Genomic DNA, 22,568 nt, shown 5'->3' with positions numbered 1-22,568 from the left:
AATTCAAGAGGAAAAACCGCTCAGGCGCCGGTACTGTCATCCAGCAGCAAGACCACCAGTTGTTTTGGGCCATGAGCGCCATAGGCCAGTGTTTGCTGGATATCCGCCGTTTTGCTTGGCCCTGATATCAGCAACCAATTGGTCGGCAGTTTCCCTTGCCAGCGTGGCTGTTCGATCAATGCAGAAAAATTGGCCACCAGAGTACTCTGCCGTACCAGTACAAGACTTAATGGTGGCACCAGCGAGACGGTCCGTGGTTCTTCCGGGCCAGTCGCCAGCACCAGTGAACCGGTTTCTGCCAGGGCGGCGCTGGCGCGACTGAATCCGGCATCCAGCTGTTCAAACAGCTGCTGGCGCATGCCGCTGTCGGCAGGAGCAGCAACCGCGTCGTCAAACAATTGCACCGACAGCGTTGCAACACGGCTTGTCAACTCGTCTGCCAGTTCACGATTGGCCGGGCTGTTGCCCAGACACAAGGATGTCACCTGCTGCTGTTGCAGTACCTCGGCCAGCTGTTGCTGCCAGTCGTCTTCGCTACAGGGCACCACATCGGCGTGATTACTTTCCAGCAGTTCAATAAAACGGCTGCGCCATACTGCTTTGTCCAGCCGTGGCATGGGTGGTAAATCGGTGCGACTGGCAGCGCTTGCCTGATTGGCCTGACCCTGACGCAGGCGGGCAAGAATGGTATTTCTGGAAGACATCAGTGTTGCTCCTCTGAAGTAACTACCGATGGAATGTCGGCCGCTCGGGCCAACTCGTGCAAACTCCGGGCGGCCGGTTTGGGCATCGACCGGGTATTGGTCCAGGGAGCCAGCTTACCGGGCATCAGGCCACGGCCACGGGTCATTACCCGGGTGCTGCTGCGGTATAAAAACGGCACCTTGTGTACCAGACTCCAGCCTTGCCAGATCAGGCTTTCGCCCAGTGAACGCTGACTGCCGGTCCCATTAACATGGGGTTGACCATTTTGCTGGGTGGCCACCGGAGCAACCGCTTCAGCACGCAAGTTACGAATCAGGTCCGGCAATGGAATACGCACCGGACAGGCTTCACCACAGGCACCGTTCAGCGAGCAGGCATTGATCATATCGCCATTGGCGGCCAGTCCTCCGGCAGAGCCCAGCTGTGGCGTGACCACCTGACCAATCGGCCCCGGGTATGTCGAGCCATAGGCATGGCCACCGACGCGGGCATACACCGGACAATGGTTCATACAGGCACCACAACGAATACACTGTAACGTTGGTTGCAAATTCGGGTGGTTAAACATTTTCGAACGGCCGTTATCCACCAGTACCAGATGCACCTGTTCCGGGCCATCCAGCTCACCCTTTTGACGAGGGCCGGAAATCATATTGACGTAGGTGGTAATCAGCTGGCCAGTGGCGGAACGGGGTAACAGTGTCAGCAGTTCGGGGACATCACTCAGCCCCTGCACCACTTTTTCGATACCGGTCACGGCAATATGTAACGGCGGTGCGGTGGTACACATACGGCCGTTGCCTTCGTTTTCAACCAGCAGCAGGGTGCCGGTTTCTGCGATGGCCATATTGACGCCGGAAATCCCGGCATCAGCCCGCTGGAATTTCTGCCGCAGAATGGCCCTGGCATTACCGATCAGGTCATCCACGTCTTCACTGTATGGCACTGCCTCGCCATCGGGTGTGGTGGCTCGGGTGTGCATCAAGCGGGCAATTTGCTGTTTGTTTTTGTGAATCACTGGCATCACGATATGGGACGGTGCTTCATGGGCCAGCTGCACCAGATACTCGCCCATATCACTTTCCAGACATTCAATACCGCGGGCTTCGAGGTAATGGTTCAGTTCAATTTCTTCACTGACCATCGATTTGCCTTTTACCACGGTACGCGCCTGATTGGCGTCCAGGATGCCGTGAATAATACGGTTGGCTTCGTCCGCAGTCTCGGCCCAGTGCACCTGGATACCATTGGCCACCAGGTTGGTTTCCAGCTGCTCCAGCAAGTCGGGCAAGTTGGCCAGACTGCGTTGACGTGCAGCTTCACCACGGTCTCGCAGTGCTTCCAGTTCCTCATCGTCCGGGAAGACGCTTTTGCGTTTTCCCATCAGAAAATCGCTGGCGCCCCGGAAACTGGCCCGCAAGGTATCGTTTTCCAGCGACATTTTTGCCCGCGCCTTGAAGTGCCGGGACTGCATATCGGCAAAGTCGTGATCTTCCTGGTCAACGATCGTTGTCAGTTCAATAAACGATGGGGTTGAAGTGGGTGTACTCATGACGGGTCTCCACTGGTTGCAGCGGCGTAACCGGTCAGGGCTTCTTTTACCAGCGTCGCCAGATGTTGTGTGGGTATTGAGCGGGCTTTCCCCTGCTCTGCCAGTCGGTCCAGTGTGCCGCCGATATTCATCATGCAACCACAGTCGGCACTGGTAATCACATCCGCGCCGGTGGCGTCCATGGCCAGCGCTTTGTCTTCCGCCATGGCGGCCGAAATATCGGCCTGCTTAACGGCAAAGGTACCACCAAAACCACAGCATTCCGTCACCCGCTCTGGCTCCACCACGGTCAATCCGGGCAGGCAGGTGGCCAGCGCCATATGTTGTGCCGCAACCCCCATTCCGCGGCGCGAAGAACAGGAGGTATGCAAGGCCACCGTCCGGGTCGGCTGGTCGGCTGAAGGCGGTTGGGCGATGGTCAGGATCTCGTTATCCAGCCCCAGGACATTGATCATAAATTCACTGAACTCATACGTTCGGGCAGCCAGCGCCCTGGCCTGGGCTTCTTCAGGGTGTCCGGCAAACAGGTCTGGATATTCCAGGTGCACCATACCCGCACAGGACCCCATCATCACCACCACCGGGATATCGGCCTCAAACGCCGCCAGTTGTTGACGAGCCACGGCACGGGCTTCGTCTTCGTAGCCCGAATTCCAGGCGGGCTGGCCGCAGCAGGTTTGGCCTTGAGGAAAAACGACCTCAACGCCCAGTTGGCGCAGCACCGTAATGGCATCCATTCCGGCGTGCGGAAAAAAGCTGTCAACGAGGCAGGTACCCATCAAATAAACCTGCGTCGGCTTGGCCGGACAGGTTCTCTGTATGGGTGAAGAAGTAATGGTCATAACGACTCCACGGTAGCGGTTTGTACAAAGGTATTTGTACAGGTGTCTTGCAGTTTTTATTGTTCTTGGTTAAATTGGTCTTACCAATTACCCAAATGTTATTGCGTAAGTTACCGCACATCACTTGGGCTGGTCAATGTATGAGCTGGCCAAGGAGTGCCCGGAATGCGCCTCATCCATCGATTGGCCCGAATTCCAACAGGAGTCCTGATGACCCCGAGCCGCATCAAAAGCCAGAAAATTTCCGATATGATTGCTGCCGAACTCGAAGGCATGATTATTGAAGGCAGTCTGGAGCCAGGGAAAAAGATGCCGACAGAGCGGGAGCTGGCTGCCCGTTTTGAGGTTTCCCGCCCTTCTGTGCGAGAAGCTCTCAACAAACTGGATACCAAGGGGCTGGTTACTCGTCGCCAGGGTGGCGGTACCTATGTGGCCGACAGTATCGGCCGGTCGCTGTCCGATCCCTTGCTGGAGCTGTTCCAGAGCCACCCGGAATTCAATTACGACCTGCTCGAATATCGTCACGCCCTGGAAGAAGTCGCCGCCCATTACGCCGCGCTGCGGGCCACGGAGTCGGATCACGCGATTATCAACCGCCGCTATCAGGAATGGCTCGATGGTCATAATGCCCGCCTGGGAGCCAAAGCCGAAGCGGAGCTCGACTGGCGTTTTCATTTATCCATTGCCGAAGCATCACATAATGCGGTGCTACTACATTCGATGCGGGCATTACTCAGCCTGTTCAAACAGACCATTGCTGCCAACCTGACCTACTTGTATACCGAGGAAGGCCGCCGCGATGCCATTCGTTTGCAGCACGAGGCCCTGAAAGATGCGGTGATTAACCGCAATGAAGATTGCGCCCGTCAGGCGGTCAATAGCCACCTGGTATTTGTGGAAGAGGCGTTGCAGCAAAGCAGTCGTTTTGAAAGCCATGCCCAACGCTCGCTGCGGCGTTTTTCCATGATTCGTTAACCGCAATACAGCCCGGCTCGGATAGTCAGACAGGTTTCACCAACGCCAGTATCCGCGCCACCAGCTCTGGCAGCTTGAATGGCTTGCTCAAGTAAGCGTCCATCCCGGCATCCAGACTGATACGTTCATCCTGTGCCGAGGCATTGGCCGACAAGCCAATCACGGGTGTCCGGACCTGGTATTTCTCACGCAATAACCGGGTCGCTTCCAAGCCCCCCAACACTGGCATTTGAATATCCATTAGCACCACATCGATAGCATCTGAACCATCCAGCAGCATATCAATGGCTTCCTGCCCATCGCTGGCACACGTCATCGACGCACCGCGGCGACGTAACATTTCGCAGGCCAGCTTGCGATTGACCACGTTGTCATCAACCACCAGAACGTGAATCCCGTGCAGCAGCAAATGCTCCGGTACCGCCGGGCCTTCATCTTCCTCGTGACGGACCTGGGCATTGGACAACCCCGGTGTAGCCGACGCTGATGACTCTGCGGGTTCACTCGGCAAGGCCAGTGTCAGCGACACCCCAAACTCACTGCCTTTCCCCTCATCACTACTCACCAGCAATTCACCGTGCATGGCTTCAACCAGCGCCCGGGTAATACTCAGGCCCAAACCGGTGCCACCATAATGGCGCGTGTCGGAGCCATCCACTTGCTGGAACTGCTCAAAAATAAGGGCCAGCTTATCCGCCGGGATACCGCGTCCGGTATCCGTCACCAAAAGCCGGAGGCGCACTTCGTCGGCGCTACAGCGGATCAATTGCACTGCCAGTGTTATCGTCCCGGTAGCGGTAAATTTTGCGGCGTTACTGGCAAAATTCATCAATACCTGGGTCAGCCTCAGTTCATCCCCACAAACTTGCTCCGGCACGCCTTCATCGATACTCAACAACACTCTGACCGGCTTCTCGCTCACCAGCGCTTTCAGACTCCCCAGCACGGAATCCATCATCGGCCGCAACAGAAAGGGTTTCGATTCTATTTCGACACCCACGGCCTGGATTCTGGAAAAATCGAGAATATCATTAACCAACGCCAATAAATGCCGCGATGAGGTCAGCGTCTGGTTAGCGTAACGATGCACATCGGAATCGTTGGTACACGCATCGATCAGTGTGGTGAAACCAAGAATGGCATTTAACGGGGTGCGTAGCTCATGGCTCATATTGGCCAGAAATTCAGACTTGGCCTGGTTGGCGACTTCGGCTTCCGACAAGGCCACTTCACCCTGAGCACACGCTTCTTGTAATTCCGCAGTGGCGACCGCCACTTCACGCTTGAGCTCCTCGGGCTTGTGCATCAAATCCCAGAGCAGCCAACTTAAAAAGGGTGCAACAAGGAAAAACACCAGCCACAAGATGATTCGTTGCATCGGCAAGTGGTGGTAGCCCTCGGCCCGGCTGGCACCGATTTGCCAGGAACCGCCTGGCAATAACACCGTCGCCAGTACCGGATCACGCTCAAAAACATCAGGGTCGCCAAAAAAGACATCGCCGTCAGCTCCCAATCCATCCTTGCCGCGCACGGCAAAATCCAGCCAGTATTCCTGCTTCGATAAACCGGCATCCAGCAGCAGCTGATCAATATCAAGCAGAATCGTCGAGAAGCCCCAGAAAGAATCGTCGCTACCGTCGGATAAAAAAATCGGCATACGGGCAATAATTGCCTTTCTTCCTGTTAACAAGGGAGATGGCCCGGCAATAATATAACGACGCTCATTGATGCCCTGTTTGATCAGCGGGCTACGGATCGGATCTTTCATCAGGTCGTAACCCAGCGCCTTGCCGTGGTCGTTTTTATTGGTCATGTAAGTAATGACACCATTGGGTGCCAACTGCAAACTCATCACACTGTCAGCCGCCCGTTGGCTGTTGAGCGCAAAAATCTCAAACTCGCGTTCGGTAAAATTCGGCCGCACATGCACAAAAGCCATTAGCCCGTAAGCCAGTTGTAAATGCTGGTTAACCACCGCAGATAATCGGCTGCTTACCTCGCTGACACGAGTCTTGGCTATAATGGTCTCGGATGCCTGTTGCTCTGCAATAAGTAACCGGTCCATATACAGAAAGACCAGACCCAAGCCGATTAATAGCGAAACAGGGAGAAGAAGATACTTGCGCATGGCGCTCCGGGAAATAACGAAACCAGTCTATCCTACCCGTTAAGACTAGCGCACTAAACACAATTTGCAGCCATTCCCAACAACAAGGCAATCACGGCACTATTGTGAGCTATTAAGAGATCCCAACGCGCCAGGGGTTTTACTCTGTCTTCTCTTGACTGTCGGGTTTATTACGCAATGGCAAATGATAATAGACGGGATGTTTCCCTCCACCACTCCTGAACAGGGCATGAAAGGTAACAGGCTGGTGTTTATTGGCCAGACAAGGGTATGCACGGTGACGATACAACCTGGCATCAGAAAGAATTGGCATCTGGCGTCATTGGCATTGATTGTGATCTGAGACAGCATCTGCAGAATATAGACACCAGAATTCCTGGTTCGGGTAGCCCAACCACAAAGGCGGGTTAAAGGCGGGCTATAGCAGTGATCTGGCAACAACTCCTCAGAACACTGCTTTAAAAGCACTTCTCCACTACGATCAGCTTTTCCGCAGCAGTGAAAAGCCGGCTTTGATTTCCTCTAATGTCAGGAAGCCATCGCCATCTTTATCCATCTCATCAAAATTCTTGGCCAGGCGAGGAGCCTCTTCGGCCTCCGCTTTGGAAATAACGCCATCTGAATCAGTATCAAGGGCAGCAAAACGCTTCTGCTGGCGGCTTTGATCGCCATATGTCCCCTCATCAGCAAACGCCACACTACCTGTAGCGCACAACACCAACATAATAACCGTCACATCCTTCATCAGAAGCTTTCTCCAATACGCTGTTAATGAGCCTTTATTTTACCAATCCCGTTGTCATCCGATGTCAGGAAATGAAACAAATAGTGGAAAACGGCCAGCATCTGAATGGCTCATTACGATAAGAAAGGCATAAAAAAACCGGCCAGGTGGCCGGTAAACAGACAGTCCACAGCAAGCGTAACACCGCTGGAACCTGACAGAGCCAACCCCCAAATGATTGGCTCTTCGAAACAAACCGGCCAAGGACCGGCTTGCTTCCACTTCACACGCGAGGTGAAGAATTTACAGCAGAACCCGACGGATATCCGCAATCATTGCCACCAGAGTGGTGAAGAAACGACCACAGTCCGCACCGTTAATGGCACGGTGATCGTACGACACCGCCAGCGGCAGCATATTACGTGGCACAAATTCCTGGCCGTTCCAGACCGGTTTCATCTGCGCCTTGGAAACCCCAAGAATCGCTACTTCCGGTGCATTCACAATCGGAGTGAAGGCTGTTCCACCCATGGCACCCAGACTGGAAATAGTGAAGCAGCCACCTTGCATATCGCGAGGTTTCAACTTGCCATCCCGAGCAGCCTTGATCAGTTCGTTGGCTTCTCTGGCAATCTGGTAGATGCCTTTTTTATCAGCATCACGCAGTACCGGTACCATCAGACCATTCGGGGTATCGCAGGCAATACCAATGTGTACATAGTTCTTGTGAACCATGTGCTCACCGTCATGATGCAGTGATACGTTAAAGCTTGGCTCTGCCCGTAATGCCATTGCCACGGCCTTGATCAGGAATGGCATCGGCGTCAGCTTGATACCGGCCTTCTCGGCTTCCGCTTTCATCGACTTGCGGAATGCTTCCAGGTCGGTGATATCGGCTTCATCAAACTGGGTTACGTGCGGTACATTCAACCAGGCACGCGACATATTGGCCGCCGTCACCTTCTTGATCTTGCTCAACTTGACCATGTCGATATCGCCAAACTGGCTGAAATCAACCGCCGGGATCGCAGGGATACCCGCGCCACCAGTCACCGCTTTGGCAGCTGGTGCCTGTTCCGTACGCTGCAAGGCGTTCTTGACGTAGCTGCGGATATCGTCCTTGGTGATACGGCCACGAATACCGGTGCCTTTCACCTTGGTCAGATCAACACCCAACTGGCGCGCCAGACGACGGGACGAAGGACCAGCGTAAATGTCGTTGGAGACCGTCTCTTCCTCAACCGCAACCGCACCGTTTTCCGAAACCGGTGACACTGCTGGAGCAGCCACTGGCGCAACAGGGGCCGCAGCCACAGGGGCCGGTGCTGCTGGAGCCGGTGCCACAGCGTCAGAGGCCGCCGCAGGTTTGAAGACAGCATACAGATCGCCTTCACTGACGGTATCGCCTTCTTTCACCTTGAAGCCGACCAGAATGCCATCTTCCGGAGCCGGTACATCCATGGACGCCTTGTCGGTTTCCAGCACAATCAGTGAATCTTCTGCACTCACTGCGGTACCCGGAGCGACACACAGTTCGATCACGGTTACACCGTCAGCGCCACCCAGATCCGGCAAGGCCAGTTCTATTTCAGCGGCTGGTGCCGCAGGCGCTGCGACCGGTGCAACAGCAGCGACTGGCGCACTGACAGCAGGCTCAGCTACGGCGGTGGATGCCGGGGCAGCAGCACCCGCGACTTCCATCACGGCGTACACGTCCCCTTCCTTGACCTTGTCATCTACCGAGACCTTGAACTCAATAATCTTGCCCGCTTCCGGAGCCGGTACGTCCATGGACGCCTTGTCGGTTTCCAGCACCAGCAGCGAGTCCTCAGCCGCCACCTCAGTACCCGGCTCAACACACAGTTCAATCAGGGTTACTTCATCAGCACCACCGAGGTCAGGGATGGTCAATTCAATCCGCTGACTGGCAGTGCTTGCTGCCGCTGCGGAGACAGCAGCAGGTGCCGCTGCTGGCTCAGCAATGGCGGCAGGAGCTGCCGGGGCTTCAGCGGGCGCGCTTTCCACAGCCGCGGTTTCCAGTACCAGAATCGCGTCGCCTTCATTGATCTTGTCACCAACGCTCACCAACAGTTCAACCACGGTGCCCACTTGTGGACAAGGCACTTCCATTGACGCTTTGTCGGTTTCCAGTACGATCAGATCCTGGTCGACGGTGACGGTATCACCAATCGCTACGGAAATTTCAATAACATCTACGTTTTCAGCACCACCGATATCAGGTACTGCTACAGTCACTTTGCTCATGTGTCAGCCTCCTGTTAAACCGTGGTTGGGTCAGCTTTGTTTTCATCAATACCCATCTTGGCGCGGACTTTTGGCAACTCGGCAGCATCAAACTTGCCTTGTTTTGCCAATTCTGTCAGTGCTGCCAGAACAACGAAGCTACGGTCCACTTCAAAGAAGTGACGCAGTTTCTTACGGGTGTCAGAGCGACCGAAACCATCGGTTCCCAGTACTTTGTAGCTTGTGGGTATGTATCCGCGCAATTGCTCGCCATAGGTCTTGATGTAATCTGTGGCAAGAATAACCGGGCCATCTGTCTCAGCCAGCTGTTGGGTAATGTAAGGTACCCGTGCTTCTTTCTCGGAGTTGATCATGTTGTAGCGTTCACAGGCCTGACCATCACGGGTCAGCTCGTTCACACTGGTCACACTCCAGATATCGGATTCAACACCAAAGTCTTCACGCAGAATGTCAGCCGCGGCTTCCACTTCACGCAAGATGGTACCGGACCCCATCAGCTGAACCCGGGCAGCGTCGGATTTTTTACCTTCTTTCAGCTTGTACATGCCTTTGATAATGCCTTCCTCGGCACCAACAGGCATTGCCGGATGAACGTAGTTTTCGTTCATGGCGGTGATGTAGTAGAAGCAGTTTTCCTTGCCTTCGTACATGCGTTTCATGCCGTCCTGGATAATAACGGCCATTTCAAAGCTGTAGGTAGGATCATAGGATTTGCAGTTGGGAATGGTATGGGCCATCAGATGGCTGTGACCATCCTGGTGCTGCAGACCTTCACCGTTCAGCGTGGTACGACCAGCGGTGGCACCAATCAGGAAACCACGAGCCTGGATATCGCCCGCCAACCAGGCCAGATCCCCAATACGCTGGAAGCCGAACATGGAGTAGAACACGTAGAACGGCACCATGGCGCAGTTGCTGTTGCTGTACGCAGTTGCCAGCGCAACCCAGGCAGACATGGCACCGGCTTCGTTGATGCCTTCCTCCATGATCTGGCCTTTCTTGTCTTCTTTGTAGTACATGATCTGGTTGGAATCGTGAGGCGTGTATTTCTGCCCGGCTGAGGAGTAAATACCCAGCTGGCGGAACATGCCTTCCATACCAAAGGTACGCGCTTCATCAGGCACAATCGGTACGATACGCTTGCCGACTTCCTTGTCTTTCACCAGCTGCGACAGTACCCGCACAAACGCCATGGTGGACGATTGTTCACGTTCGCCAGAGCCAGTCAGCTGACCCTTGAAGGCTTCCAGCGGTGGTACTTTCAAAGCATCAAAATCGACGCGGCGTGACGGTACAACACCGTTGAGCTTGTCGCGACGTTCTTTCATGTATTTCATTTCAGGGCTGTCTGGTGCTGGACGGTAATAAGGTACCTTGGTCAGCTCATCATCAGACAACGGAATACCGAAACGATCACGGAATTGCTTCAGCGAGTCCTTATCGAGTTTCTTCACTGAGTGCGTCGGGTTGGCGGCTTCGCCGGCATCCCCCAAACCATAACCCTTGACGGTTTGAGCCAGAATCACCGTCGGTGATCCTTTGTTGGCCATGGCTTCTGCGTAAGCGGCGTACACCTTGAACGGATCATGTCCACCACGGTTCAGCTTGAAGATGTCTTCATCAGACATGTCCGAAACCAGTTCCAGCAGCTCAGGATATTTGCCAAAGAAATGCTTGCGGGTATAAGCGCCGCCGTTGGCTTTATAATTCTGCAATTCGCCGTCACAGACTTCATCCATGCGTTTTTGCAGCAGGCCGGTCTTGTCTTTCTCCAGCAGAACGTCCCAATGACGTCCCCACACCACCTTGATGGTATTCCAGCCAGCGCCACGAAAAACGCCTTCCAGCTCTTGCATGATTTTACCGTTACCGCGCACCGGTCCATCCAGGCGCTGCAGGTTACAGTTGATCACGAATACCAGGTTTTCCAGTTGTTCACGGCCCGCCAGTGAGATCGCACCCAGTGTTTCCGGCTCGTCACACTCGCCATCCCCCAGGAATGCCCATACCTTACGATCACCACGGGAAACCAGATCACGGGCAGACAGGTAACGCATGACGTGCGCCTGATAAATCGCCTGAATCGGGCCAAGACCCATGGAAACCGTCGGGAACTGCCAGTAATCCGGCATCAGCCAGGGGTGTGGATAGGAGGACAGGCCTTCACCGTCGACTTCGCGGCGGAAGTTATCCAGCTGTTGTTCATCCAGACGCCCTTCCAGGTAGGAACGGGCGTAAATACCAGGGGATGAGTGACCCTGGAAGTAGATCAGATCACCCAGATGGCCGTCATCGTTGCCACGGAAGAAATAGTTGAAACCGATGTCATACAAGGTGGCAGCTGAGGAGAACGAGGCAATATGACCACCGAGGCCTTCATCGTTATCGTTGGCACGCATTACCATGGCCAGGGCATTCCAGCGAACCAGCGAACGGATGCGGCGTTCCATAAACAGGTCGCCCGGCATACGGCGTTCTTTATCAACCGGAATGGTGTTGCGATACGGTGTGGTGATCGCTGCTGGCAAGGTGACACCTTTCGCCAAAGCGTGGTCAAACATGGCCTTCAGCAGGAAAGCCGCGCGCTCGGGGCCAGCATGGCGAATGGTAGCGTGGAGTGAGTCGAGCCATTCTTGTGTTTCGTAGATATCGACATCTTGTGTCATACGGAACTCCCATCTTCTTATTCATGCGCCCGGATCAGGCGCGGGTGACGGCCTTGTGAGCCTGGCAGCCCCTAAAATCTGGTCTTGTCTACTGTCTCTTTATACGTATTTGAACGTATGGGCAAGTGACGACAACGGACGCTGTTTTACAGGCTGAAAATTCTTGGTCTCTGGTCGTAATACCCAGTCAGTCTAGAGTACCAATCCCAAGTGACGGGCGACAGTCTGCCGTGTCACAAACAAGAAAACAACGCCTTCTCGTAATTTTTTTACAAAAAGGGTTGTTTATTTCAATCCTGGATAAGCCGACACCAAAAAACAAAATACAGCTCTAAATAGCCCATGATCACTGAACTATAAGCATGGAAAATAACGATAATCACCCAAAACTATAGGTGATTTTGATACCAGAATCGATTTCAGAATAATATTTCAGGCACGTTTCAACTAACTACTGGTAAATAATTTACCGCGCACTTTTTTACGGAACTCGCCGGGTGTTTGTCCCTGCAGGCGACGAAAGATCCTGATAAAGTAACTGCTGTCACCAAATCCCAACTCCTGGGCGATATCCGCCACCGATAAATTGCTGTGCTGCAACAATTCCCTCGCCGCCTGGCAGCGAATGGCTTGCTGGTACACCAGCGGTGTCACCCCCACGACCTGTTTGAAACGGCGCATGAATTGCCGTTCACTCAAACCGGCCTTGTCTGCGAGCTGGGCCAATGAAAAAGGTTCCCGCAAGTACTGACGCATCCAGCCCTGAACCAGCGCAATACTTTCATCAGCATGATGGGAGTCTTCCCCGTCAGAGTACACCCGGTTTTCAAACGGCTGCCGTACCTCCGGTGAAAACTGCTGCTCAATCTGTAACGCCATATCCCGCCCCCAGGTCTGACCGATAAAATGAATCACCATGTCTGCCCCGGAGTTAACACTGGCAGCGCAATAAATACGCCCGGCCTGAGTCAACAAATGCTGTCGTTGCAACAAAACGTCTGGGTAATCAGCCGCAAAACGATCCTGATAATGCCAATGGGTGGTGGCTGGCTTGCCATCAAGGATGCCACTGGCAGCCAGCAGACAAACCCCGGTGCCAACGGAAATCACACTGGCCCCCTGTCGGTATTGCTCAGCAATCCAGCGAATCACACTGCCGTGTGTCTGCAAGACACGTCGCGGATTGCGCCACAGGGCGGGCACCACCACCAGACTGGTTGATTCAATATCCGCCAGCGCCCGGTCCGGGCAAAGCTTGAGCCCTCCCAGACTCACCACATCTCCCGACCTGGCAACCCCGGTCTCAATATGGAAGCTGACATTACCCTGACGAGCGACCTGCAAACGGGCGCGTACGGCCTCCAGCATCTCAATCGGAATGGCAATACTGGAGGCCAACATCTGATCAACCAGCAGCACCGTCACATGTTGCAACAAAGTGTCTCCCCCATATCATTGAAAATGGCATTATTGTTTTATCTTTTGTCCATATTAATCTACTTGATCGAATTTCTATCCCCTTAAGATAGGGAAAATTTTCCAGGGGTCTCAACTATGAAAAATCTGGCAGTCATCACCGGCTTTGGCGGCATCAACGCCGCAGGCCGCAGTTCAGGCCACCACGCATTCCGTCGTATGATCTTTGAATCATTGACAGGGGCCAAACGCGAACAAACCCTCACCAGCCTCGCCAGCCTGATGGCCACCAGCGATGAGCACACTATTCTGAACGGCACACTGGTTCGCGAATGGGACAACGTGTCATGGGATGCCAAGGCCGTGCCCTTCCACAAACCATTTAAAGATGAAGAAGGCAACCCCTGCTGGCGTCTGACGCACAAGCGCTTACCGGTACAAAGTGCCGGGCAACTGCCACTGGGTTTTGACCCGGCCACTCTGTACCGCTCATTACACCACCCCCGGGGCTTGCAAATGGCGGTCTATGGCGCATCCGATGCACTGGGATCGCTGGGCATTGAATGGGAAACCCTGTGCCAACAGGTAGGCCCTGATGAGATTGCTGTTTACGCCGGTTCTTCCATGGGCCAGCCTGATGCGACTGGCAACGGCGGCATGATGCAAGCGGCATTACTGGGCAAGCGCACGTCATCCAAGCAATGCGCCATGAGCATGAGCCAGATGCCCGCCGACTTTATTAACGCCTATGTCCTTGGCAACGTGGGCACCACTGGCTGCATGACCGCCGCTTGCGCCACCTTCCTGTACAACCTGCGCCTTGCCAAAGACGAGATCGAAAGCGGCAAGCGCCGTATTGTGATTGTCGGTAATTCAGAAGCCCCCCTGATGCCTGAAATCGTCGAAGGCTACAATGCCATGACGGCATTGGCGTCCGAACACAAATTACGGGATCTCGACAAGGTCGCAGACACCGAAGACGCTGACTTCCGCCGCGCCAGCCGTCCATTTGGTGAAAACTGTGGCTTTACCCTGGCTGAATCGGCACAGTTTTTTATTCTGACCGATGATAAATTGGCGCTGGAACTGGGGCTGAATATCCATGGCAGCATCGGTGACGTACAGATCAATGCCGATGGTTATAAAAAATCCATTTCCAACCCGGGCATCGGTAACTACCTGACCATGGGTAAAGTCGTCGCCAATGCCCGCCGCCTGCTCGGTGATGATATCTTGCGCAACGGCAGCTTTGTCCATGCCCATGGCAGCAGCACACCGCAGAACCGGGTGACGGAATCCCATATTTACCAGCAGCTTGCCGGGGCCTTCAAACTGGAAAACTGGCCAATCACAGCCGTCAAGGCATACGTGGGCCACTCCCTCGCTGCAGCCTCAGCAGATCAGCTCACCGCAACGCTGGGTACCTGGTCCGAAGGCGTGATTCCCGGCATCAAAACCGTACACACCATTGCCGACGACGTACACCAACAGCAGCTCGAGTTTGTCTTGCAAGACAAGCCGGTTGACCCGGCAGAACTCCCAGTGGCCTTTATCAATGCCAAGGGCTTTGGTGGCAACAATGCATCCGCCATGATTATATCCCCAGCCCATACCCGGCAATTAATAGAACAGCGCTACAGCACAAACGAGATCAACCGCTATTGGCATCGTAACGAACTAGTGGTAGAAACGGCGTACCAATACGATAAGGATGCGATCGCAGGTAAAACCCGGCCACGTTATCACTTCGGTGAACAGGTGTTAGGCCCGGACGACCTGACCATCAGCGATGAGGAAATTTATATCTCCGGGTGGGACAAACCTGTCTCTCTCTGACCCCTTCGGGCGTCAGTGACGGTTTTCTGCCCGGGACAGAAGCCCTGGATCAGGGGAAGGTTGGCGAGCAACCGCCCCTGAATTCTCCAGCAGCCAGGCAAAATCTGACAAATTTGCGGCAAAAACCTCATTGCTGAAAGAAAATGATCAGTAGACTATCGGACCGATTCACATACTCAGGCCACAGAAAAAAATGGACTACAAGATTATCTTTGGCGGGCAAGTAGGCGCGGGGAAAACCACCGCAATTGCCGCCATTAGCGATGTACCGGTTGTTAAAACCGAAGCCAAGGCCAGCGATGACGTTGCATTACGCAAAGACACCACCACGGTGGCAATGGATTATGGTCTTATCAATCTGCCTGGTGGGGAAAAAGTCCACTTGTTTGGTACTCCCGGCCAGACACGTTTCAGTTTTATGTGGGACGTCCTGACCGTCGGTGGTCTGGGGCTGGTATTACTGATCGATAACGTGTCAGAAAACCCGATCGATGACATGGTGGTTTATATCGATGCATTCCGTAAATTCATCGATAACAACGCGCTGGTAGTCGGCATTACCCGTATGGATATTTCTGCCACACCACCGCTGTCAGCCTACATCAACAAACTGCAGGAAATGGGCATCAATGCGCCCGTCTATGAAGTCGATGCCCGTAAATCAGAAGACGTCGAAGTCATGCTGATGAGCATGCTCTCGATTCTGGAACTGGGCCTCAAGTAAATGAAAGACCAACCTTGCCGGGTACTCAGCCCTGATAAACGACGCCGATCCCAGAAGGAAGTTAAATAATGAACGATGCAGCACCTCATCCTGAAGCGAAACAGATTTTTACTGTTTTAAGCGACATGATTACCAACTCTGAGGGAGCCATATTGGCTACCGCAGCCATGACAACCGATGGCCTGATCATTTCTTCAGCGCTGGGAAAGGGCATTGACAGCGATATATTTGCTGCCATGAGCGCCTCCTTGCTGGTATTGGCGGAACGCGCCTCCCAGGAGGTTGATATTGGCGAGCTGAATCAGGTGATGGTCATGGGCAGCCAGGGAGTCATGCTATTGACCCATATCGGCCTCAACGCCGTACTGGCGGTATCAACAACGCCTTCGGCCAATCTCGGTATGGTATTGCAAGAAACATCCACCGCAGTCAATGCACTGCATGACCTGCTTGGCTAGCCCGATTCCCTGCAGCCACCCAACCAAAGAGTCTGCGTCCGGACTTGCTTTGTAACCACCATCGCACTAGTGTCTGCAAAACCAACCGATTCAGGAACAGCACCACATGATCAAGGTTATTATCGATCGTCGTATCGCGGACGATATGGAATCGACCTATGAAGATGCCATCAAACAAACGCTGCAAGCCATCCTTGAAGCTCCGGGCTATGTCTCCGGGGCCTCTTACAAAGACGCCAAGGATAGCCGTCATCGCATTATTATTACCAACTGGAAAAGCCTGAGAGACTGGGAAGCCTGGGCCATATCCAGTGAACGCAAAAGAGTTATCGCTGCAATCCAGCCGATCCTGATGCGCGAAGAACGGTTCAGCATTCTGACTGCCTGAGCTATCTCCCAAGGCGTTCAGCAAGCCGCTGCTGCATCCATGTCACGGTGGCGTCCAGCGCTTCATCCAGCAAATCCTCGCGGCTTTTTCCCGAACGCCTGGTCGGCTGGAAATCATGATCCCCACTCTCCAGCCAGTGCAGCTCAACAGTGCCCGGCCAGGATGATGCAGCGAATAATGGCTGGATTTCCGCCGCTCGGCCAAACGGATCCCGACTGCCCTGGAAAATCATCAAAGGCACCTGGATCTGTTCAAAATGCTGGACCCTGAGCTGGTGCGGTTTACCTGTTGGATGAAAGGGATAACCCAGTACACTGACGGCCAATACATTGGCTGGCATGCCATCAGACGCCGCCAGCATGGAAGCAATACGCCCGCCCATCGATTTACCAACAATCACCACTGGCTTCCCAAGCGCCTCAACGACCTCGCGCAACTCCACAACCAGACCGGCCACTGCTGGCGGTGGACGACGCTTGCCCGCAGCCCGAGCCTGGATCATATAATCAAATTCAACACCGATAACGGTCAGTCCCCGGGCTTCAAAACCCGCTTTTGCCGCGACCAAAAAACCGGAATCAAGGCCTGCACCCGCCCCATGAACCAGTACAACAACCGGATCAGACGGTTTTTTTACTGTTTTGCCATAATTTTTAGCGGTCATTTAGTGTTACCACTTTGGTCTCAAGTTCCATTTTCCGCTACTCGTTGGTGATCGTTTTTGGCTTCATTGCGTTAAGTCAAGATCAGGAAAGACACCCGCCTTATCATAACCGACACCGCCATAAACGCCGTATTACCGGTATTTATAACGGATAACAGCCCGAATAACAGTCGAGCAGGCCATATCATTTAATGATATTAATTCTCAATTACAATGGGCAATCAGGGTACATTCTGCGAATGTTATATCCCTGAAATATCAGACAGTTGCCGGACGTTTATTGCAAAGCGGCAATAACCACCCGATAATGTGTCGCCAAAATTTAGAACCCTCAATCCCACGCTGTTATTGGAATCCAATCATGAGCACAGCAATCGACCATCCCGAATACAACTACAAGGTGGTAAGACAATTTGCCATCATGACGGTTGTCTGGGGCATAGTTGGCATGACAGCCGGTGTATTCATCGCTGCCCAGCTGGCTTGGCCCGCACTTAACTTCGATACCCCATGGCTGTCTTTTGGACGTTTACGCCCATTACACACCAACGCGGTTATTTTTGCCTTTGGCGGTAGCGCCCTCTTCGCTACGTCTTACTTCATTGTGCAACGTACCTGTCGTACCCGGTTGTTTTCGGACACTCTGGCCAGCTTCACCTTCTGGGGATGGAATACCGTCATTGTACTGGCTGCCATCACCTTGCCGATGGGCCTGACATCCACCAAGGAATACGCCGAGCTGGAATGGCCTATCGATATTCTGGTAGCGATTGTCTGGGTTGCTTACGTGGTGAACTTCCTCGGCACACTGGCTATCCGCAAGGAAAAGCATATCTATGTTGCCAACTGGTTCTTTGCGGCTTTCATGATCATGATTGCGATTCTGTATATTGGTAACAACCTGGCGGTGCCAGTCACACTGACCAAGTCCTACTCTCTCTACGCCGGTACCGTTGACGCCATGGTGCAGTGGTGGTGGGGTCACAACGCGGTAGGTTTCTTCCTGACTGCTGGTTTCCTCGGCATCATGTACTACTTCGTTCCCAAACAGGCTGGCCGCCCGGTATATTCCTACCGTCTGTCCATCGTGCATTTCTGGGCACTGATTTCTATCTACGTATGGGCCGGTGCTCACCACCTGCACTACTCTGCCCTGCCAGACTGGGCACAAACCTCCGGCATGGTCATGTCCCTGATTCTGCTGGCGCCTAGCTGGGGCGGCATGATCAACGGCATGATGACGCTGTCAGGTGCCTGGCACAAACTGCGTACCGACCCCATCCTGCGCTTCCTGGTGGTTTCCCTGTCGTTCTACGGCATGTCGACCTTCGAAGGCCCGATGATGGCGATCAAAACAGTTAACGCCCTGTCCCACAATACCGACTGGACCATTGGTCACGTGCACTCCGGTGCTCTCGGTTGGGTTGCCATGGTTTCTATCGGTGCCATGTACCACCTGATTCCGATCATGTTCGGTCGCAAGGCAGGTGACATGTACTCCATTGCCCTGATCAATGCTCACTTCTGGCTCGCGACCATCGGTACGGTTTTCTACATTGTTGCAATGTGGGTAAACGGCATTATGCAAGGCCTGATGTGGCGTGCAGTCAACGCCGACGGTACCCTGACATTCAGCTTTGTTGAGTCTGTCTCGGCGTCACACCCTGGATACGTTGGTCGTGTTATCGGTGGTGCCCTGTTCCTGACAGGCATGCTGATCATGGCTTACAACGTCTACATGACGGTTCGTGCAGCCAAGAAAGACATTGCCGCCACGGCAATCGCTCAGGCGTAAGGAGTTATTCAGATGATTAAGCACGACACTATCGAACAAAGTATGCCGTTAATGGTAATACTGATCGTCATCGCTCTTAGCTGGGGTGGATTGGTTGAAATTGTTCCTCTCTTCTTCGCCAAAGACACCAACACACCGGTTGAAGGCCTGAAACCATTAAATGCGCTGCAGCTGGAAGGTCGCGACATCTACATCCGTGAAGGTTGCCATGTATGTCACACCCAGATGGTTCGTCCATTCCGTGCTGAAACCGAGCGTTATGGTCCTTACTCTGTGGCCGGCGAATCCGTGTATGAGCATCCGTTCCTGTGGGGCTCCAAACGTACTGGTCCAGACCTGGCTCGTGTTGGCGGACGTTATTCCAACGAGTGGCACCGCGCTCACTTGTATAACCCCCGTGACGTTGTACCTGAGTCCATCATGCCGTCTTATCCCTGGTTGTTTGAAGACAAGGTTGATGGCCGTGATACACCGAAAAAGATGAAAGCCCTGCGAATGGTCGGCGTGCCATACACAGATGAAGACATCGAAGGTGCTAAAGCGGCAGTTAATGGCAAACCTGAAATCGAAGCCCTGGTTGCGTATCTGCAACAGCTGGGCACAGTGATCACTAAACGGTAATCCCATGGATATTAACGACGTGCGCGGGCTAGGTTCGATCTTTGCTCTGGTTGCAATGCTGGCAATCTTCTGGTGGGCCTATGGCTCCAGCCGGAGGAAACGTTTTGAAGAAGATGGAGATATTCCATTTCTTGAGGATGACGACGGCCTTCCCATGCACGGCGATAAAGATCGGAGCAAGTAATTATGTTAAGTACTTTCTGGCAAGTATGGATTTCCGTCATCATATTGGGATCCATTATTAGCTGTGGTGTGCTGATCACGTACACCAGTCGCGGCATGCGCAAAGAAGAAACCGACCAGACCACCGGTCATAGCTACGACGGCATTGAAGAAATTGATAACCCTCTGCCTCGCTGGTGGGTGTTCATGTTCTGGGGCACCATTATTTTTGGTCTCGGCTACCTGGCTTCTTTTGGCCTGGGTAACTACAAGGGCTTCCTCACCGTTACTGTTGACGGGCAAGAAGTGGCCTGGAGCCAGGAAAACCAGTGGAAAGCCGAAGTCCAGGCGTTTGAGAAAGAAATTGCACCTCTTTATGCCCAGTACTCATCGACCCCGATTGAGGAACTGATCCATAACGACGATGCATTGCAAACTGGTCAACGCCTGTTCAAAAGCAACTGCTCGGTCTGTCACGGCAGTGGTGCCAAAGGTGCACTGGGCTTCCCCAACCTGACCGACAATGACTGGTTGTACGGTGGAGCTCCAGCACAAATCACCCAGACCATTACCAATGGTCGCCAGGGTGCCATGCCTGCCTGGATCGCGATTCTGGGCGAGGAAGGGGTTACCGAAATGGTCAGCTATGTACGTAGCCTGTCCGGCCTGAAGCATGATGAAACGCTGGTGGAAGCAGCAGCGCCCAAGTTCATGCAAAACTGTGCCATTTGTCACGGCGCTGATGGTAAAGGTAACCAGATGATGGGTGCGCCAAACCTGACCGACGAAATCTGGTTATATGGTGGTTCCAGTAAACAGATTGAAATGACTTTGCGTCATGGTCGTAACGGTAATATGCCAGCTCACAAGGAAATCCTTGGTGACAATGCAGATGCCAAAATTCATCTGCTGGCTACCTACGTGTATTCACTGTCTCACCAGTGATTCATGATTGTCGCAACCAGCCTCTCACACCAACACGATGTTGAGTTGTGACAATGAACAGGAAAAAAGCGGCCATTGGCCGCTTTTTTTAGATATATCAACCGCATACGAACTATATAATCACACCATTATATAGATTTGCTGACGCTCCCGAAGGTGCCCGTTTGAGGCGCCACCTGCTACGCCAGCCAACACAAGCAACCAAGGTGATTAGCTGCCATGAGTAACATCCCTGTCAAAGACGTCACGCCGAAAACCGAGAGCATGTACGCCAAGCGTGAAAAAATATATGTCCGGGAAATTATCGGTTTTTTCCAGAAACTGAGAACCTACAGCCTATGGGCATTAATGCTAGGATACTACGGCACCGTATGGATTAACTGGGGCGGTCGCCAGGCCGTCTATTTCGACTTGCCCGCACGCCAATTCAATATCTTTGGTGTTACCTTCTGGCCCCAGGATTTTATTCTGTTGTCCTTCGCACTGATCATTGCAGCCTTTGGCCTCTTTACCATCACCAACCTGGCAGGAAGGGTCTGGTGTGGCTACACCTGCCCCCAGTCAGCCTGGTCGTTCCTGTTCATGTGGATAGAAGAACGGGTTGAAGGCAGCCGTAACCAGCGTATCAAGATGGACAAGGGCAATATGTCCCCCAGCACAATGCGTAAAAAAGCACTCAAGCACACCCTCTGGCTCTTTGTTGCACTGGCTACCGGGGTCACCTTTGTTGGCTACTTCTCTCCTATCCGTGAATTGATACCGGATATGTTGTCAGCCGACCTCAATGGCTGGGAAATATTCTGGATCGCATTTTTCACCCTGGCTACCTACATTAATGCTGGCTGGATGCGTGAACAAGTGTGTATCTACATGTGTCCTTACGCTCGTTTCCAGTCTGTTATGTACGATGCCGATACTCTCGCCGTATCCTACGACCTGAACCGTGGCGAGCCACGGGGCAGACGCACCAAAAAAGCCAAGCAAGAGACCGACACCAGCCAGCTGGGCGATTGTGTCGACTGCTCCCTCTGTGTTCAGGTCTGCCCTACCGGCATTGATATTCGTGATGGTCTGCAATACCAATGTATTGGCTGTGCGCTCTGTATCGACGCCTGCGACTCCATTATGGACAAGCTGAACAAACCCAAGGGGTTGATACGCTATACCACCGAAAATGAGCTGGAAGGCCAAAAAACGCACCTTATGCGCCCCAGACTGCTGGGTTATGCCTTTATGTTGTTGGTGATGATGGGAGCCTTTGTCTATGCCATTGCCAGTCGGGTGCCGTTTGAACTGGATATTGCCCGGGATCGCGGCAGCTTGTACCGCGTTACACCGAACGATACCGTCACCAATAGCTACACCCTGAAAATGATGAATATGTCGCAACAACCGCGTACCTATCTCCTCAAGGTTGAAGGGCTGCCAAACGCCACCATGGATGCTCCGGACACCTACAACATTCGGGTTAACGAATTGCGCGAGATCTCCGTCAACCTTGAAATTGACCCGGCAATCGCCAAATTACCATCCAGTAAAACCAATATTGAGTTTATTGTGGTAGACCAACAAAGCGGCGAAGAAGTCGCCCGTGAAGAAAGCCGCTTTATCGCACCAAGAACCTAGTCAGCCATCAGGCGACTATCGGCTTGCGCCAGAAAATCCATTCTGGCGCAGCAATGTCACTCCAAAAGCCTGTTGT

Annotated in this window: 19 protein-coding genes; 10 read left to right on the top strand and 9 right to left on the bottom strand. The window is 53.4% G+C overall.

Annotation, left to right across the window (positions count from 1 at the left end; translation table 11 throughout):
- Nucleotides 1–20: 20 nt before the first annotated feature.
- From Q8W32_RS10740 to Q8W32_RS10730, 3 genes are read right to left on the bottom strand one after another with little or no spacing between them, the layout of a single operon-like run.
- Nucleotides 21–704: a lactate utilization protein C gene (locus Q8W32_RS10740; protein ID WP_305414890.1), complete on the bottom strand. Its 684-nt coding sequence runs from the start codon at nucleotides 702–704 to the stop codon at nucleotides 21–23.
- Nucleotides 704–2,257, bottom strand: a complete 1,554-nt coding sequence (locus Q8W32_RS10735; protein WP_305414889.1) for a LutB/LldF family L-lactate oxidation iron-sulfur protein — start codon at nucleotides 2,255–2,257, stop codon at nucleotides 704–706. The genes Q8W32_RS10740 and Q8W32_RS10735 overlap by 1 nt, the downstream gene beginning before the upstream one ends.
- On the bottom strand, nucleotides 2,254–3,036 hold the full coding sequence (locus Q8W32_RS10730) for a (Fe-S)-binding protein (RefSeq protein ID WP_305414888.1): 783 nt from the start codon (nucleotides 3,034–3,036) through the stop codon (nucleotides 2,254–2,256). The genes Q8W32_RS10735 and Q8W32_RS10730 overlap by 4 nt, the downstream gene beginning before the upstream one ends.
- Before the next feature lie 273 nt (nucleotides 3,037–3,309).
- On the opposite strand from Q8W32_RS10730, the gene Q8W32_RS10725 reads away from it, so the two are divergent.
- Nucleotides 3,310–4,074, top strand: a complete 765-nt coding sequence (locus Q8W32_RS10725; protein WP_303434279.1) for a GntR family transcriptional regulator — start codon at nucleotides 3,310–3,312, stop codon at nucleotides 4,072–4,074.
- Nucleotides 4,075–4,099: 25 nt separating this feature from the next.
- Here Q8W32_RS10725 and Q8W32_RS10720 read toward each other — a convergent pair whose 3' ends face one another.
- The 5 genes from Q8W32_RS10720 to Q8W32_RS10700 all read right to left on the bottom strand — a co-directional run bounded on the left by Q8W32_RS10720 (nucleotide 4,100) and on the right by Q8W32_RS10700 (nucleotide 13,294).
- Nucleotides 4,100–6,139 (bottom strand): ATP-binding protein, encoded by a 2,040-nt coding sequence (locus Q8W32_RS10720; protein ID WP_305414886.1) that lies wholly within the window; start codon nucleotides 6,137–6,139, stop codon nucleotides 4,100–4,102.
- A gap of 544 nt (nucleotides 6,140–6,683) precedes the next feature.
- Nucleotides 6,684–6,947: a hypothetical protein gene (locus tag Q8W32_RS10715; RefSeq protein WP_305414885.1), complete on the bottom strand. Its 264-nt coding sequence runs from the start codon at nucleotides 6,945–6,947 to the stop codon at nucleotides 6,684–6,686.
- 282 nt (nucleotides 6,948–7,229) lie between these two features.
- Nucleotides 7,230–9,191 (bottom strand): pyruvate dehydrogenase complex dihydrolipoyllysine-residue acetyltransferase, encoded by a 1,962-nt coding sequence (aceF, locus tag Q8W32_RS10710; protein ID WP_305414884.1) that lies wholly within the window; start codon nucleotides 9,189–9,191, stop codon nucleotides 7,230–7,232.
- Nucleotides 9,192–9,205: 14 nt separating this feature from the next.
- Nucleotides 9,206–11,857, bottom strand: coding sequence for a pyruvate dehydrogenase (acetyl-transferring), homodimeric type (gene aceE, locus Q8W32_RS10705; protein WP_305414882.1), 2,652 nt, complete (start codon nucleotides 11,855–11,857; stop codon nucleotides 9,206–9,208).
- Nucleotides 11,858–12,304: 447 nt separating this feature from the next.
- Nucleotides 12,305–13,294 carry a GlxA family transcriptional regulator gene (locus Q8W32_RS10700; protein ID WP_305414881.1) on the bottom strand — a complete coding sequence of 330 codons (990 nt, stop codon included), beginning with the start codon at nucleotides 13,292–13,294 and terminating at the stop codon, nucleotides 12,305–12,307.
- A 117-nt stretch (nucleotides 13,295–13,411) separates the two neighbouring features.
- On the opposite strand from Q8W32_RS10700, the gene Q8W32_RS10695 reads away from it, so the two are divergent.
- The 4 genes from Q8W32_RS10695 (at nucleotide 13,412) to Q8W32_RS10680 (ending at nucleotide 16,679) form a co-directional block, all read left to right on the top strand.
- Nucleotides 13,412–15,109 carry a beta-ketoacyl synthase gene (locus tag Q8W32_RS10695; protein WP_305414880.1) on the top strand — a complete coding sequence of 566 codons (1,698 nt, stop codon included), beginning with the start codon at nucleotides 13,412–13,414 and terminating at the stop codon, nucleotides 15,107–15,109.
- Between the two features lie 193 nt (nucleotides 15,110–15,302).
- Nucleotides 15,303–15,833: an ATP/GTP-binding protein gene (locus Q8W32_RS10690; RefSeq protein WP_303434286.1), complete on the top strand. Its 531-nt coding sequence runs from the start codon at nucleotides 15,303–15,305 to the stop codon at nucleotides 15,831–15,833.
- A 68-nt stretch (nucleotides 15,834–15,901) separates the two neighbouring features.
- On the top strand, nucleotides 15,902–16,291 hold the full coding sequence (locus tag Q8W32_RS10685) for a roadblock/LC7 domain-containing protein (protein ID WP_303434287.1): 390 nt from the start codon (nucleotides 15,902–15,904) through the stop codon (nucleotides 16,289–16,291).
- A gap of 106 nt (nucleotides 16,292–16,397) precedes the next feature.
- The gene (locus tag Q8W32_RS10680; protein WP_303434288.1) at nucleotides 16,398–16,679 is read left to right on the top strand and encodes an antibiotic biosynthesis monooxygenase; all 282 of its coding nucleotides are present in this window, start codon (nucleotides 16,398–16,400) and stop codon (nucleotides 16,677–16,679) included.
- Between the two features lies 1 nt (nucleotide 16,680).
- Here the strand turns inward: Q8W32_RS10680 and Q8W32_RS10675 are convergent, their stop codons facing one another.
- Entirely contained in the window at nucleotides 16,681–17,343 is a 663-nt protein-coding gene (locus Q8W32_RS10675; RefSeq protein WP_305414879.1) for an alpha/beta fold hydrolase, read from the bottom strand.
- A gap of 361 nt (nucleotides 17,344–17,704) precedes the next feature.
- Here Q8W32_RS10675 and ccoN point away from each other — a divergent pair, with 361 nt between their 5' ends.
- The 5 genes from ccoN to ccoG all read left to right on the top strand — a co-directional run bounded on the left by ccoN (nucleotide 17,705) and on the right by ccoG (nucleotide 22,492).
- The gene (gene ccoN / locus Q8W32_RS10670) at nucleotides 17,705–19,138 is read left to right on the top strand and encodes a cytochrome-c oxidase, cbb3-type subunit I (protein ID WP_303434290.1); all 1,434 of its coding nucleotides are present in this window, start codon (nucleotides 17,705–17,707) and stop codon (nucleotides 19,136–19,138) included.
- 12 nt (nucleotides 19,139–19,150) lie between these two features.
- A complete protein-coding gene (ccoO, locus tag Q8W32_RS10665; protein ID WP_370693306.1) occupies nucleotides 19,151–19,759 on the top strand; it encodes a cytochrome-c oxidase, cbb3-type subunit II in 609 nt (202 codons plus the stop codon).
- A gap of 4 nt (nucleotides 19,760–19,763) precedes the next feature.
- Nucleotides 19,764–19,943: a cbb3-type cytochrome c oxidase subunit 3 gene (locus Q8W32_RS10660; protein ID WP_303434291.1), complete on the top strand. Its 180-nt coding sequence runs from the start codon at nucleotides 19,764–19,766 to the stop codon at nucleotides 19,941–19,943.
- Nucleotides 19,944–19,945: 2 nt separating this feature from the next.
- The gene (ccoP, locus tag Q8W32_RS10655; protein WP_303434292.1) at nucleotides 19,946–20,866 is read left to right on the top strand and encodes a cytochrome-c oxidase, cbb3-type subunit III; all 921 of its coding nucleotides are present in this window, start codon (nucleotides 19,946–19,948) and stop codon (nucleotides 20,864–20,866) included.
- Between the two features lie 219 nt (nucleotides 20,867–21,085).
- Nucleotides 21,086–22,492 carry a cytochrome c oxidase accessory protein CcoG gene (ccoG, locus tag Q8W32_RS10650; RefSeq protein ID WP_305414877.1) on the top strand — a complete coding sequence of 469 codons (1,407 nt, stop codon included), beginning with the start codon at nucleotides 21,086–21,088 and terminating at the stop codon, nucleotides 22,490–22,492.
- Nucleotides 22,493–22,568: the final 76 nt, after the last annotated feature.

This window comes from Oceanobacter sp. 3_MG-2023 (genome assembly GCF_030688925.1).
Taxonomy (GTDB): Bacteria; Pseudomonadota; Gammaproteobacteria; order Pseudomonadales; family Oceanobacteraceae; genus Oceanobacter.
Note: the sequence above shows the minus strand (reverse complement) of the source record. Positions and strands in the feature narration are given on the sequence as shown.

Bases quoted from the DNA above. Each gene is read 5' to 3' on its own strand.
- Q8W32_RS10695 (WP_305414880.1), top strand. From the start codon at position 13,412: ATGAAAAATCTGGCAGTCATCACCGGCTTTGGCGGCATCAACGCCGCA.
- ccoP (WP_303434292.1), top strand. From the start codon at position 19,946: ATGTTAAGTACTTTCTGGCAAGTATGGATTTCCGTCATCATATTGGGA.
- aceE (WP_305414882.1), bottom strand. From the start codon at position 11,857: ATGACACAAGATGTCGATATCTACGAAACACAAGAATGGCTCGACTCA.
- Q8W32_RS10660 (WP_303434291.1), top strand. From the start codon at position 19,764: ATGGATATTAACGACGTGCGCGGGCTAGGTTCGATCTTTGCTCTGGTT.
- Q8W32_RS10680 (WP_303434288.1), top strand. From the start codon at position 16,398: ATGATCAAGGTTATTATCGATCGTCGTATCGCGGACGATATGGAATCG.
- Q8W32_RS10690 (WP_303434286.1), top strand. From the start codon at position 15,303: ATGGACTACAAGATTATCTTTGGCGGGCAAGTAGGCGCGGGGAAAACC.
- Q8W32_RS10720 (WP_305414886.1), bottom strand. From the start codon at position 6,139: ATGGACCGGTTACTTATTGCAGAGCAACAGGCATCCGAGACCATTATA.
- Q8W32_RS10735 (WP_305414889.1), bottom strand. From the start codon at position 2,257: ATGAGTACACCCACTTCAACCCCATCGTTTATTGAACTGACAACGATC.
- Q8W32_RS10675 (WP_305414879.1), bottom strand. From the start codon at position 17,343: ATGACCGCTAAAAATTATGGCAAAACAGTAAAAAAACCGTCTGATCCG.
- ccoO (WP_370693306.1), top strand. From the start codon at position 19,151: ATGATTAAGCACGACACTATCGAACAAAGTATGCCGTTAATGGTAATA.
- ccoG (WP_305414877.1), top strand. From the start codon at position 21,086: ATGAGTAACATCCCTGTCAAAGACGTCACGCCGAAAACCGAGAGCATG.
- Q8W32_RS10725 (WP_303434279.1), top strand. From the start codon at position 3,310: ATGACCCCGAGCCGCATCAAAAGCCAGAAAATTTCCGATATGATTGCT.
- Q8W32_RS10685 (WP_303434287.1), top strand. From the start codon at position 15,902: ATGAACGATGCAGCACCTCATCCTGAAGCGAAACAGATTTTTACTGTT.
- aceF (WP_305414884.1), bottom strand. From the start codon at position 9,191: ATGAGCAAAGTGACTGTAGCAGTACCTGATATCGGTGGTGCTGAAAAC.
- Q8W32_RS10715 (WP_305414885.1), bottom strand. From the start codon at position 6,947: ATGAAGGATGTGACGGTTATTATGTTGGTGTTGTGCGCTACAGGTAGT.
- Q8W32_RS10730 (WP_305414888.1), bottom strand. From the start codon at position 3,036: ATGGGTACCTGCCTCGTTGACAGCTTTTTTCCGCACGCCGGAATGGAT.
- ccoN (WP_303434290.1), top strand. From the start codon at position 17,705: ATGAGCACAGCAATCGACCATCCCGAATACAACTACAAGGTGGTAAGA.
- Q8W32_RS10740 (WP_305414890.1), bottom strand. From the start codon at position 704: ATGTCTTCCAGAAATACCATTCTTGCCCGCCTGCGTCAGGGTCAGGCC.